Source organism: Sporosarcina sp. BP05, from assembly GCF_014282005.1.
Taxonomy (GTDB): Bacteria; Bacillota; Bacilli; order Bacillales_A; family Planococcaceae; genus Sporosarcina.
The window spans coordinates 279,185-292,888 of sequence record NZ_JACFTD010000002.1 but is presented as its reverse complement, the minus strand read 5'-3'; the positions used below and the strand labels follow the sequence as shown (position 1 = coordinate 292,888).

The following is a 13,704-nucleotide window of genomic DNA, read 5'->3' as shown; positions in this document are numbered from 1 at the left end:
AATGCAAAAACTCGATGGAATGACATTCTCCATCGAGTTTTTGTATACATCAGTACCTTTTTCGTAACCAGTTCAAAAAACAACAATGCTACTTGGAAGCTATCACTTATATTTTATTATGTTCCAATTATACTTTAAGAAATTTACGCACTGACATAAAACTGCCCCACACACCGATAAAGATCCCCATGAATAGAATTAATCCATTCAGTTGATAAATAAATGGCGTCGTGTTTAGTAATTGGAACAGTTCCCCTTGTAGTTTCGGTTCCCAGTATTCGTATAGTTTGAAATAAGAAATGGAGATGATTAACATCGGTGCGATTGCGCCTAAAACACCCAGCCAAATCCCTTCCAATAAAAACGGAATACGCACGAAGTTATTCGTCGCTCCGACCAATTTCATGATTTCAATTTCAGTTCTTCTAGCAACGATTGTTATACGGATTGTGTTTGAAATAAGGAACATTGCCGTGAATAACAATGCCAATATCAAGGCAAGACCAACATTCCGGCTTGTGTTTAATACATTGAAGAGCTTTTCTACTTTTTCTTCACCGTAAATGACCTCATATGTATAGTCATATGTATCAATTTCCTTTGCAATAGTAGCTGCCTGCTGCGGGTCCTTCGCTTTTACATACAGTGCATCGCCAAGCGGATTGCTCTGTTTATATAAACTAAGTTCATCACCAAATGATTTAATCATCTTGTCCAACTCTTCATCTCGCGAAGAAAAGACCACTTCGATTATTCCATCTGTCGAACGGACTTTCTCTACTAACTCTTTAATTGCTACCTCGTCTGCTGCTGGATCTGCAACGACTTTAATTTCCACGTCATTCTCGATATTTTGCGCGAGTTGATTTAAATTCATCATGATCACGATGAATACACCGACAAGTAGGAGAGTGACGGTAACGGCGCTGACTGACGCAAACGTCATCCAGCTATTGCGTCGAATGCTTTTTAAACTTTCGCGAATATGCCGACCGAATGTTCTAGCCTTCATAGTACTCACCTCCGTATTCATCTCGGGTAATGAGTCCGCCTTCTATCGCAATAACACGATGTTTTATTGTATTAACAATTTCCCTGTTATGGGTGGCCATGACAATCGTCGTACCACGCGTGTTGATCTGTTCGAAAATCCTCATAATCTCCCATGATGTTTCAGGGTCAAGATTTCCTGTCGGTTCATCTGCAATAACAACTTTCGGTAGATTGACGATTGACCTCGCGATCGAAACACGCTGTTCTTCTCCGCCTGACAATTCATTTGGAAACATCCGCGCTTTTTGCGTAAGTCCGACAAGCCCAAGGACGTCATTCACTTTTTTTCGAATCTCTGCTGGTGATTCTTCGATTACTTCGAGTGCAAACGCCACATTCTCGTAAACATTCAATTTAGGTAAGAGCTTGAAGTCTTGAAAAACAACACCAATCTGCCTACGTAAATAGGGTATACGCTTATTCCGCAATGTTGCTAGATTTATGCCGTTAACAATAACATCTCCGCTTGTTGGTGCTTCTTCACGATACATCATTTTAATGAATGTCGACTTACCAGCACCACTCGGACCGACTACATAAACGAATTCTCCTGGGTCGATTACGACGTTAAGACCATTCGCTGCAACCACGCCATTCGGGTATTTCTTGTACACATTTTTCATCACTATCATGATAAGACCACCTGAAGTTTTATATCCTTCATATATTTTCCCCTATCCCATATGTTATTCTATGATTCTCTATCTTCCAGGCCTCCATATTATGGAGTAGTCGATTCTCCACTCGAATCTTGCAAAATGACACCTTTAAATCAATATGAAACACACCCTTTTCCACTCTACTTTTTATTTATCCTGGTATTTCACATCGACTTTTCGCACAAATCTTCTTACGATAAAAATTACTAATGCAGCAACGATTGTGACGACCGATACAAGCTGTGCAGCTCGAAGTTCACCGATGACATATAAGCTGTCCGTTCGCATTCCTTCGATGAAGAAACGTCCGGCAGAATACCAGACAAGGTAAAAGAGAAACAATTCGCCGCGCTTCATATTCACTTTGCGCAACAGAATGATAATGATAAGCCCCACAATATTCCACATGGATTCATAAAGGAATGTCGGATGATAGGTTACACCTTCAATAGTCATCTGATTCATGATCCAGTCTGGAATAATCGTCGTTTCAAGAAACTTTTCCGAGACGGGACCTCCGTGTGCTTCCTGATTCATGAAGTTGCCCCAGCGACCGATCAGCTGACCGATTAAAAGGCCAGCCGCTGCAATGTCAACCGTTTTCCAGAACGAAATACCTCGGCGTTTTGTATAAACATATGTTGTTATGAAGGCCCCGATCAATGCGCCATGGATTGCTATGCCGCCTTCCCAGATTTGAATAATCTGTCCCGGGTGATCTTTATAATAATCCCATGAGAAAACAACATAATAGATTCTTGCACTAACAATTGAGATTGGAACAGCCCAAATGAGCAAATCCGTCAAAAGGTCCGGATGCATCCCGCGCTTCACCATTTCCTTTTGAACGACAAAGAATGCAAGAACGATTCCAACTGCAATTATTATCCCGTACCACCGGACTTCTAGTGGACCAAGTGAAAATGCAATTGGGTTTATTGCTAACAAATCAAACATAAATGTATTCCCCCCTCCTGCCAGCTAATACGGTATTTGACTAATTGTCACATCAAGCTTCTATGTGAATTCATCTACAACAATGTTTCATAGCCTTTTTATCCGGTACTTCATCCCACACATATAAATTTTATTGAAATCTAGACCAATGCATCTTCCAACCATAACCCATTAACTTCAAATGAAAATATCACGTTGCTTAAATCACACTTTTTCAATATCCTCAATTTTGCTGGATGCAAAATCATACATTTTCCCTAAATAAAATGATTTAGTCCTGATTGATACTAGTGGATATTTAGTTTAGCTAACGAAGTCGCTAAAGCTGAATAGTCTCATGCGTATGAATGCAGCCCTGCGATAATCAAGTTAACAGCGAGCAGGTTGAACATGATGATTATGAACCCTATTACCGCTAGCCATGCAGACTTCTCACCTTCCCAGCCGCGCGATAGACGCAGATGTAGGAATGCTGCATAAAATAGCCACGTAATGAGTGCCCAAACTTCTTTCGGATCCCATCCCCAGAACCTGGACCAAGCTTCATGTGCCCAAATCATAGCGAATATGAGAGCACCCAGCGTGAATACTGGGAATCCAATTAGAACGGCACGGTAACCGATTTCATCCATCAGTTTGGAATTTGCTTTTTTAGCAAACGGTTGTAACATAGTCGCAACTGGACGGCGTAAAATAATCCGTATTATTAAGTAGAGTACAATTCCTACCAGTAAAGACCACACGAAAGTCGTCAGTGTTTTCGCATTAACAATAGCTGGCATTTCTGCGAACGGTTTCATTGTATCTGGTGTGAGCGACTCGTATTCGTTCATACCAAATAGCGGCGGATAGTTATAAACGATTTGAGCAGGATTATCATTTTTATCAATAAACGAAAATTTGGCTTCGTAACCTGTAATAGTAAATGTTGTGGATGATAGAACAAAACCGAATACAAGAATCAACGTGAATATGATTGATTCTAGCCAGAAACGTTGTTTAGATTTTTTAGTCAAATCAACATTTTTCAATAAGTATACTAGTCCCGCAATCGCACTGATTGCGAGTATTGCCTCACCAAGCGCCGCAGTAATGACATGCACCGTCAGCCAGTAACTTTGAAGCGCCGGGATGAGTGGTGCAATATCCCTCGGGAACATACTTGCGTAGGCAATGATGATAATTGCAATCGGTAACGCAAACAAGCCGAGTGACGGTGTTCTGTAAAGGTAAAATAGGAGGATGAACGCACCCACGAGCATCATTGCAAATGCAGTAATAAATTCGAACATATTACTAACTGGAGCATGCCCAGATACAATCCAGCGTGTGATGAAGAACCCGACATGGGAAACGAATCCAATAGACGTAATGACGATTGCAATCTTTCCCCATCGATTACTTTTATAGGATGCCTCCGATTTCGTACCTTTTACCGCTCCACCGAAGAACAGTGTGGCGACAAAATAAGCGACAAATGAGATGAGTAGCAAGTTTGCACTTAACGACGCAAGTTCCATTATGAATTATCCCCGTTCTGTTGTTCAAAAGACTCTGTATCTTCCCGGTCTTCATACTGTGGTAAGTTTGCATAATCTCTAACTTGATCAAGTTCTTTTCTCAAAGAGAACCAGTTTTTATTTGTATGGCCGGCGAGGAGAAGTTCATTGCCTTCCCCTTTTTGAATCCATATTCTTCTATGATTCCAATAAGACCCTTGCGAAACACCAATCATGAAAATGATGCCCCCAAGGAGCAATATATACAATGTCTTGTCTTTCCGAACTGTGAGACCTGAAATATCACGAGTGTCAGCACTGACAAACGACACTTTGTAATCATTTACTTCTGTTTCAAGAGTTTGCTGAATTGCAACGAAACTCATTTCACCTTCCGGTTTATCCGATGTCACCATTTTAAAAATAAATGCTGGATTGTTTGGTACAGGTGATTTAGTTTTTGGCTCACCATCTTCAATTCCATCGTAATCTGGGAAGTAATCCTTTAGTTCAACACGGGCACCTTCCTCAAGCTCGTATGTAGGTTCTGGATTAGTAAGGTCTACAGTGAATTCACCGAAGGACCTATCCGTGGATTTTTCCGTCAAATGAAATGTCATTGATTTCAATTCATCAAGACGATAGTCCATTTGAAAAACATTATACCCTTCAAAGTTAAGCGGTTTATTGACAATTATCGAATAATCTTTAACGAATTCTAGTTTGTCGGACTGTCCTAGAAGTGCATCTTCCGCTTCTTTATACAATGTGACGTCAGTCTGATAATTCTTCACGATTGCACCTACTCGGTCGATTGCATCTCCAAACACCTCGTCTTCTTCTTTCGAGTATAATTCAATCATAAAATCCTGGTTCTCTATATAGAATCCCGGTGCTCCAGGGATTGCACGCATCTCCCCTTCACGAAGCCAAAGTGTTTCATCTACATAAAAACCTGGGAGTCCACGTAATAGAACACCAAAAAGAAAAATAATCAGCCCCGTATGATTAACGTAAGGTCCCCATCTAGAAAAGCGACCTTTCTCTGCAAGTATTGCTCCATCTTCTATCTTCACATTATATCGGAGTTCCTTTAGTTTCTTTTCCGCTTTACCAAGTGATACATCCGTATCATTGACTGAACCTATTCCATAAATCCGTTGCCTACTCATGAAGGAAACATGACGTTTTGTTCGTTGTTTTTTCAATGACTTGTAAAGTGGGATCACTCTGTCAAAACTGGCTATGATGATTGATGTACCAAGCATCCCAATCAGTGTAATGAACCACCAACTATTGTACATGTCGTAAAAACCCAGTTCATAATATAGAACGCCTGGGAATCCATATAACCTTTCATAATAAGCAGCAATGTCCGCATCCGTAACAGCAGGAACATATAACTTTTGCGGGAACAACGTACCAAAAGCGGAAGTCACGAGAACTGCGACAATAATGCTAATTCCAACCTTGACACTTGAAAAGAAATTCCATACTCTGTCAATGATTGACCGTTTATATGTTTGTGATCTTCTTGCTGACCCTTCATAGCGCATATCGACAAGTTTACTTTTCTTTGCCTCGTCTGTCTGCGGCCTTCCGCATTGCTCACAAAGAATTGTGCCAAACGGGTTTTCATGCCCGCAAAGGCATTTTTTATTACTCATTTTATATTTACTCCTTATGCAAATTCCATATTTGTATGAACTTCAACTTCAACTTCTCCACTCTTCTTCGTTAATTTTCTAGTAGAAGGAACCTAAAATTACATCAGAATCCCATAAATCCTCCAAAAATCGGACTAAGCCATATGATAATATAAGTCAACCCATCGAAGAATAGGAGTACACCAAGTGCAATCATAAAGTATCCCCCGACCTTCGTAATTGTCCGATTGTGTTTTTGGATCCAAGAAACCCGTGTTATGAAAAGGGACAGAAGGAAAAACGGGATTGCGAACCCAAGAACGTATGCACTCATATACCATACACCCGAACCTGGATTTTGGGAGGCAATCATAAATACAGCCCCCGTAATCGGTCCGGTGCATGGGGTCCAGCCTGCAGCGAATGCGAGTCCTATAAGGAACGTACCAAAATAGCCGGCTGGACGATTCTTAAATTGTAATTTCTTCTCTTCCATTAAAAACTTGGGCGTAAAGAAACCTAGTATCATCAAACCGAATATGACAATGAAAATTGCACCGACTTGACGAAGAAGATCTTGGTACTGGAAAAAGAACGTTCCAACAAACGATGAACTGTATCCAAGAAAAATGAAGATAACTGAAAAACCTATTAGGAAAAAAATTGTATGGAAAATCCCACTTTTGTTGAACTTCCTTTTATCGGATTTTAGGTCATCAAGTGACATCCCCGTAATGTAAGAAATAAAAGCAGGATATAGCGGCAGTGTACAAGGGGATATGAAATTAAGAAAGCCGGCACCAAACGCAATAAATAAATTTAAATCTGTAAACATCTATGTAATCTCCTTTTTTGAAAAATTCATCAGAACAAAAACGTCTTTAACACCACTTATAGGTGTAACAACCATGATGCTTCAAATCCCCCAAAAAGTGATTGTATCTAAAACACCAATTACCACGAGTACAAAGCCGGCAAAACGTTGTATAATTCTTCCCACTTTCATGCTTCGCTTCATAATTAAACGCTTTGCATCGAAAACCCATATTAAAAAGAACAGTAATAGGAGAGGAAGTGAAGTCGCGATACCAAAAACAGCTGGCAGAACTAAACCATACGAAGTTGACACAACGACGGGCATGAGCCAAAAGAAAAAAATGACGAACATGGTCGGACAGAAGGCAAGGGAAAAACTGGCTCCCAACAAAAAAGAGCCAAGCTTTCCTCCCCGCAACTTCATAGGAATACGCATTGTTATGCGTTGAAGAAATCTTAGTTTGAGTACACCCAGCAAAACAAGTCCCGTCATAATAATGAGCGGGCCAATCGTTTTACGGAACAGTGGAAAATAATCCGTCATTTTCGTTTCAAATGATTGGCCAACTAGCCATGTCAGTAAACCAAGAGAACTGAAGACAAACACTTTCCCAGCAATAAAGAAGAGTATATCTACCCAATCAGTCTTCATTTGGATAGTACGATTCCCATAAATAGTGATTGCACTCATATTTCCGGTCAATTGACAAGGTGCAACTGCACCTATTAAACCCAATAAAAGCGCATAGATAAGCGGATCATCTGCAAATGAATGTACGAGTATCGTAAGCGGTTCACTAATTGTTTGACTGATTTTCGACATCATTCCATACATAGATGAAGCACCTCCAAACTCCTTACTTTGCCAATTCGCCGCTTTCTGCGAGCGTCTTCCAATTGAGCCCTTCATCTTTTGTTAAATAAATATCATTGTTGTGAGTAGCGATAACAATCTCTTTTTGGTCATCAGGATTCATCGCGATAAAGGCGATAGGTTCAATCTGTTGATTTTTTGGTAACTGAATTTCTATTTCTTGATCACTACCAAATGCAAATGATGTGAGCTTCACTGTTTCATTTTCAAGGTTCGCATATAATCCGCCAGTTTCAGTCAATGTCACATAAGTGACCATTTTTGCTTCATTGGGCAAGCTGAAATTTTCACCATAATCTTCGGAAAGGAATAACCCATCTTTACTGCCAATAGCGATCATTTCTTTACGTGAAGGATGAGCGGCCAAGTTCGAAATAAATTCAGAATTGAATTCATTCATGGATGATTCTTTCCAAGTGGTCCCCTCATCCGCAGAATAATGAAGTCCCGTGGGCATCTCTTTCGTTGGTGTTTCATTCAATACATAAATCGCTTTTGAATCATAACCAGCAGCGAGGTAATGGAAATCGATTTCTCCATAGAATGCTAATTGATCAAAACTGGCACCCCTGTCAGTGCTTTTGATAAGTCCGAGTGGATTTTTATAGTTAGAGCCAGGTTCCGGATGACCGCTTGAAAAGAATCCTTCGCGTATTGCCTGGAAACCCATATAATCATGTTTTTCACTATTTGCTTCTTTCCATCCGTCTTTGACATACTCATAGAGCCCGTCATGTGTGGAAATCACAATTTCGGGTCCGCCATTTATATATCCCATGCCGTGTAAATGATTGATTTTACTATTTTTCACTTCTTCAAATGAATATGATTTATTACCAGTAGTGCCACAAGCTGATAATATAGCAATTAGTAGTAACAGCCCTGCATACATTTTGATTTTCTTCATCATAATATCCCCTTTAGTTCCACTTATATCCAATCCCCCATACAGTCAGTAGAAATTCATCACTAGGAAATCCAGCGGTTTTTAATTTTTCTCTTAAATTACGTATGTGTGAGTCCACTGTTCGAATATCTGTGTAAGTGTTATATTCCCATGCTGAAAATAATAACTGTTCCCTTGTAAAAGTCTTATTTGGTCGTGAAATCAATGCTTCAACAATATAAAATTCTTTCAACGTGAGTTGTACTTTTAAATCATTAAATTGTAAGGAATATGTTTCTTTATCCAGTTTATAATCACCGTAAATAATCTTATCCGCATCTGATTCATCTGCTGGGATACGGCGCAATAATGCTTTTACTCTTGCAACCAACTCTCCCTCGTCAAAAGGTTTCGTAATATAATCGTCCGCGCCTGTGTCTAGCCCTTTAACCAAATCCAGTTTGTCGGATCTCGCTGTCAACATAATGACGGGGACGTCCGAGAACTCGCGTATTTTCCTACATACTTCCCAACCATCGATTTCCGGCATCATGATATCCAATAGGACAAGGTTAATCTTCTCATGTTTAAGTGTCTCAATCGCCACCTGTCCGTTTGTCTCTTTAATGCATCTAAATCCATGTGGAATCAGAAACAATTCAATTAAATCTAACATCCTTTTCTCATCATCAATTAGTAAGATCGTCCGCATGTCATCTTCAGGCCTCCCATTAAATTTTAACGGTGAACGTACTTCCTTTTCCAAGGCTACTTTCCACTTGAATACTGCCACCGTGGGCTTCGACAAGTTCCTTGACGATTGCCAGACCAATACCTGATCCCCCAGAAGTGCGTGAGCGTGATTTTTCGACCCGGTATAGTTTCTCGAAGATAAATCCAATGTCTTCGGGTGGAATTCCGATTCCGACATCAGTAACTGAAATGACTGATTTCCCCTCATCTTTATACACTTCCAACGTAATATTTGTATCTTCTTCTGAGTATTTATAGGCATTGTCCAGTAAATTCAGGACAATCTGTTCCAATCGCAAGGGGTCAGCGTGGATTTGGAAATCCTCGTTACATAGTAAGTCAAGCCTTAGTTTTTTAAGTTTATAAGAAGGTCCAACTAGCCTATGGAGATCCTCAATGAACGGACGTATCCAAAAAGATTCCTTTGAAACAGTGAAAGTTGTCTCATCCATTTTCGCTAAATCCAATAAGTTTTTAACGAGATCCTTCATTCGGTCTGACTCTTCCGCAATAATTGTAAGATAATGCTGACGTTCATCAGTATTCAGCCCTTGTCTCATGGCCACTTTCGAATAGCCAATCAAGTATGTTAATGGCGTACTTAGCTCGTGAGATATAGATGCCAGGAATTCATTACGTTCAGTTTTTAACCGTTCCAAATCACTCGCAAGTTTTTGGATTGAGCGCGATAACTCACCTAGCTCATCGTTACCGACAAAAGGAAGACTTACATCGAATTCTCCTTGGCTCAATTTCTCAGTCGCTTCCTTCATACGGATGAGAGGGCGTGTTAGGAATTTAGAAAGGATTGCATAGATGATGAACAGTGCGATTCCACTTGCCCCTCCCGCCAATCCGAAGTGCAAGTTTAGCTTACTGACTAACTGCTCAATCGAACGAGTACTTTGAAACATTACAACGTATCCGGAATGACCTGAATCCACTTTATAAGGATGAGCGCTAATAATATACGCTGACTCTTTCCAGTCGGAAACCAAAATCCTGTCTTCATCCAAATCAAGATCATTTAATAGGGAAGAGTATTGTTGTATTATCGAATTGTTTTCGTCAGAGCTGCTGGCTATGATTCCTTGGCTACCTGTGATAACAACTTCCCGCTCACCAATCTCCATCAATGCGATATGTTTTAACGTCATATCAGAATAATGATCTTCCAACACGTCCCGATGATTTGAACCGTCCGCCAATAATCGAGAGTATTCTTCATCAATCCTTGCGTGGATGATATTCTGATGGAGATAAAAGATTAATGATGTTTCCATTATAAGCACAGAAATAAAAAAGTAAGCGGCCAGTTTTATAGAGATTCTGTTCATCTGAACACTCTCTCCTCTCAAAATTAGTATAGAGAATAAATATGAAAAAATTATGCAGAGAGAACTAAACATGACGAAAGGTAACGATTTCATTGAACGAACATGACAGCTTTGTGTCTGCATAATTTTTTGATATATCTTTAGTATAGTACTTATCATAACAAAGACATTTCAAGCATACCGTTAGCGGCTCGAAGGGTCTCGAAAGGGGCAACCGAAAGATGAATAATAAAAAAAGGAATCGTTTTATCACGCGTTTAATTATTTTAACGGTGTTGGCTGGTGCCGTTGTCTTTACAATATACAGTAGCTTTACAAAAGAAAAACATGATATATTGAAGGTCGGGGACGTCGCACCGGATTTTGCATTAGTCGACTTGGACGGTGTGAGTCATCGACTCTCGGATTATAAAGGTCAAGGTGTGTTCTTAAACTTTTGGGGAACTTGGTGTGCACCATGTAAAAAGGAAATGCCCGCGATGGGTCGGCAATACCAAGTTTATAAAGATCAAGGAGTTCAAGTATTAGCGGTTAACATCGCAGAATCGGACTTGAAGGTTCGAACATTTGCTGAGCAATATGGGATGACTTTCCCGACACTAATTGATAAAAATAAAAGTGTTATGCAAGCGTATAGCATTCGACCATTACCGACCACCTTACTTATCAATCCAGAAGGTAAAATCGTGAAAATTATAACGGGAGAAATGAGCGAAAAAAGTATTCAAGGATATATGGAACAAATTAAACCCTAAACAATAGTCAATGAACACTAACGAAAAACGATGTTTCCTGGTGTTGAATTCCTTCTTCGACAAACAGAATATAGACTCCCCAAAATAATGAAGAGGCAGCTCCCAAAGTTTTCACTTGGGGCTGCCTCTTCTTCTTCTTCTTCTTCTTCTTCTTCTTCTTCTTCTTCTTCTTCTTCTTCTTCTTCTTCTTCTTCTTCTGAAATTCGTTGTGCTTAACCTGATTCAGCATCCGTTGAAGACTTCATGTCAAAGCCGTTAATCTTTCAACAATAAACACGCGATGCATTAATTCTTTAAATTGATCTTCTTACTGAAGAACCTTAGAAACAGCTTTTGCAAGAACAGCTGATGTTCTGTTCAGTTCTGCTTCATTATTACCGATCCCACCCATTTCAATAAGTACGAGACGCGGATCAAGATCTTGGTTGTACTTTCCGTCTACACCGTGTCCTGCTTTGAAAACAAGAGGCCTAGTTATACCCGGAACAATTTTTTCTAATTCAGCTGTCAATCTATCGACTAATTCCTTATTTAATTTGAAATTACTATGCTCACCGCCAATAACAAAAACGATTTTTGCATACTTTTCCCCTTCATACGTGAGTGTCGTTCTGTCTGCTTTAAGGTAATCGCGGTGTATGTCGACTATGATGTCATAATCGACTTCTTTCAACGCCTTTTGTACATACGGCCTAATCACATCGTACGATTTGTGATAAGGTATCCCCTTCTGAATCATTACCGAGGAAGTATCGACATCAAGAATTTCAGTTGATATTCCATTGAATTCCAACTGGGATTTTATCGTTTCATTAAGCTTCATAATATTCGCTTCCGGATGAGAAACCGCAATTTTTCCATCATGTTGTTGAGTGATAGGTTCAAATGCTTCATGTGAATGTGTAGCAAATAAAAGCGCACGCATGCCTGTTTGGATTTGTGGTTCTGGTTCTGCTTCCGGTTCGATGAGATTTGTCGCATAAACTAATTGCCGGTTATTCAATGGAGCGACGACTGCTACTTCTTCTGGGGTTTCACTCGGGATCTGTTCTAAGATAACTGGAAATATGAAAAGAAAGAAGATAAGTGCACCCCAAACTTTCAACGACTTCTTCATAGGCATTCCTCCGTCAGCTAATATATGTAGCACACTGTCGGATATAGAAGTCTTTTTAATAATTAAAAGTTGTTCCATTACAAGTTGGATTGTAATGACCGCATCTTTAAACTCTTTTTTGTTATAAATCATTAAAAGCAAGAAGAACGCCCATATTACTGTTAATCGCTTTTTTTAACGAAGATGCACATCACGAATTTAACTTAGGCAATTTTAACAGATAAAGTTAAGAGGGTTTTTATGACCAGGGATTTACATAATGGTAATGATCTATTTTGCTTTAGTTTTAAATAAGTGAATGTTTTCTAAAGCTGTTCCTATTCCAATAGCTACACAATCGAGTGGGTCATTAGCTATTAGAGCATGTATTTGAGTTTCTTCACTAATAACTTTATCCAAGTTACCCAACAAAGCTCCGCCACCCGTTAATATAATTCCGCTATCCATAATGTCAGCAGCCAGTTCTGGAGGTGTATTTTCTAATGTATTTTTCACTGACTCGATAATGGAATAAACCGTATCGCTTAATGCATTCCGAACATCCTTTGCCTGTATCTCAATGATTTTTGGTAGTCCGGTTAGTTGATCCCGGCCACGAATTTCCATGCTCGCGATTCCTTCTATATCTCCAACAGCGCCGATTTCCATTTTAATACTTTCGGCTGTTCGTTCCCCTATTATTAAATTATACTTTTTTCTAATATAACTAATGATTGATTGATCCATCTCATTACCAGCGACACGAATGGAGTGGCTAATCACAATTCCACCCAAAGAAATGACCGCGACTTCCGTTGTACCGGCGCCAATATCAACAACCATGCTCCCAGTTGGTTCCCATACTGGTAAACCAGATCCAATTGCTGCGGCAAACGCCTCTTCAATCAAAAAGGCATCCCGCGCACCTGCTTGTTTAGCTGCATTGATGACAGCACGTCTTTCTATTGTTGTTACCCCAGATGGTATACAAACCATTACATACTGCTTATTGCTAAGAATACTTGGTTTTTTTGTTTTTTTTATAAAATGATTCATCATCATTGCAGTAGTTTCATAATCCGCAATAACACCGTCTTTCATCGGACACACGGTAACAATGTTTCCCGGAGTACGTCCAATCATATTCTTCGCTTCATTTCCGATCGCAATAATTTGATTTGTTTTAGTTTCCATCGCAACAACAGAAGGCTCCCGAACGACGATCCCTTTCCCTTTAACAAAAACAAGAGTGTTTGCTGTTCCTAAATCAATTCCAAGATTTCTTGCATCCATACCAAACATAGTTTTTTCTCCTTATCCTTCATCTAATTGTTGAAAAATCGAATATGTGTTGCTGGTTATCTGCCTTTTTT

General features: G+C 39.6%; 14 protein-coding genes. 1 reads left to right on the top strand and 13 read right to left on the bottom strand.

Going from position 1 to position 13,704, the window contains the following annotated elements; all coding sequences use genetic code 11:
• Nucleotides 1-127 precede the first annotated feature (127 nt).
• From ftsX to H2672_RS03190, 10 genes are all read right to left on the bottom strand, one after another.
• The gene (gene ftsX, locus H2672_RS03235) at nucleotides 128-1,012 is read right to left on the bottom strand and encodes a permease-like cell division protein FtsX (RefSeq protein ID WP_186668878.1); all 885 of its coding nucleotides are present in this window, start codon (nucleotides 1,010-1,012) and stop codon (nucleotides 128-130) included.
• Entirely contained in the window at nucleotides 1,002-1,685 is a 684-nt protein-coding gene (gene ftsE / locus H2672_RS03230; RefSeq protein WP_186668875.1) for a cell division ATP-binding protein FtsE, read from the bottom strand. Before ftsE ends, ftsX begins: the two co-directional genes overlap by 11 nt.
• A 174-nt stretch (nucleotides 1,686-1,859) precedes the next feature.
• Entirely contained in the window at nucleotides 1,860-2,669 is an 810-nt protein-coding gene (gene lgt, locus H2672_RS03225; protein WP_186668873.1) for a prolipoprotein diacylglyceryl transferase, read from the bottom strand.
• A gap of 335 nt (nucleotides 2,670-3,004) precedes the next feature.
• Complete coding sequence (gene ccsB, locus H2672_RS03220; protein ID WP_186668871.1) at nucleotides 3,005-4,189, bottom strand: c-type cytochrome biogenesis protein CcsB; 1,185 nt, start codon at nucleotides 4,187-4,189, stop codon at nucleotides 3,005-3,007.
• Entirely contained in the window at nucleotides 4,189-5,835 is a 1,647-nt protein-coding gene (gene resB / locus H2672_RS03215) for a cytochrome c biogenesis protein ResB (RefSeq protein ID WP_186668869.1), read from the bottom strand. The genes ccsB and resB overlap by 1 nt, the downstream gene beginning before the upstream one ends.
• Nucleotides 5,836-5,938: 103 nt before the next feature.
• Complete coding sequence (locus H2672_RS03210; protein ID WP_186668859.1) at nucleotides 5,939-6,649, bottom strand: cytochrome c biogenesis CcdA family protein; 711 nt, start codon at nucleotides 6,647-6,649, stop codon at nucleotides 5,939-5,941.
• A gap of 81 nt (nucleotides 6,650-6,730) precedes the next feature.
• Nucleotides 6,731-7,465 carry a cytochrome c biogenesis CcdA family protein gene (locus H2672_RS03205; protein ID WP_186668857.1) on the bottom strand — a complete coding sequence of 245 codons (735 nt, stop codon included), beginning with the start codon at nucleotides 7,463-7,465 and terminating at the stop codon, nucleotides 6,731-6,733.
• A gap of 22 nt (nucleotides 7,466-7,487) precedes the next feature.
• Nucleotides 7,488-8,411, bottom strand: a complete 924-nt coding sequence (locus H2672_RS03200) for a F510_1955 family glycosylhydrolase (RefSeq protein ID WP_255485288.1) — start codon at nucleotides 8,409-8,411, stop codon at nucleotides 7,488-7,490.
• A 13-nt stretch (nucleotides 8,412-8,424) separates the two neighbouring features.
• Entirely contained in the window at nucleotides 8,425-9,102 is a 678-nt protein-coding gene (locus tag H2672_RS03195) for a response regulator transcription factor (RefSeq protein ID WP_186668853.1), read from the bottom strand.
• A 19-nt stretch (nucleotides 9,103-9,121) separates the two neighbouring features.
• Nucleotides 9,122-10,480, bottom strand: a complete 1,359-nt coding sequence (locus H2672_RS03190; protein WP_186668851.1) for a sensor histidine kinase — start codon at nucleotides 10,478-10,480, stop codon at nucleotides 9,122-9,124.
• Between the two features lie 221 nt (nucleotides 10,481-10,701).
• Here H2672_RS03190 and resA point away from each other — a divergent pair, with 221 nt between their 5' ends.
• Nucleotides 10,702-11,235, top strand: coding sequence for a thiol-disulfide oxidoreductase ResA (resA, locus tag H2672_RS03185; RefSeq protein WP_186668844.1), 534 nt, complete (start codon nucleotides 10,702-10,704; stop codon nucleotides 11,233-11,235).
• 7 nt (nucleotides 11,236-11,242) lie between these two features.
• Here the strand turns inward: resA and H2672_RS03180 are convergent, their stop codons facing one another.
• From H2672_RS03180 to H2672_RS03170, 3 genes are all read right to left on the bottom strand, one after another.
• On the bottom strand, nucleotides 11,243-11,464 hold the full coding sequence (locus H2672_RS03180; RefSeq protein WP_186668842.1) for a hypothetical protein: 222 nt from the start codon (nucleotides 11,462-11,464) through the stop codon (nucleotides 11,243-11,245).
• A gap of 78 nt (nucleotides 11,465-11,542) precedes the next feature.
• Nucleotides 11,543-12,484 (bottom strand): stage II sporulation protein P, encoded by a 942-nt coding sequence (gene spoIIP, locus H2672_RS03175; protein ID WP_255485312.1) that lies wholly within the window; start codon nucleotides 12,482-12,484, stop codon nucleotides 11,543-11,545.
• A gap of 138 nt (nucleotides 12,485-12,622) precedes the next feature.
• Nucleotides 12,623-13,633, bottom strand: coding sequence for a rod shape-determining protein (locus H2672_RS03170; RefSeq protein ID WP_186668840.1), 1,011 nt, complete (start codon nucleotides 13,631-13,633; stop codon nucleotides 12,623-12,625).
• Between the last annotated feature and the right edge of the window lie 71 nt (nucleotides 13,634-13,704).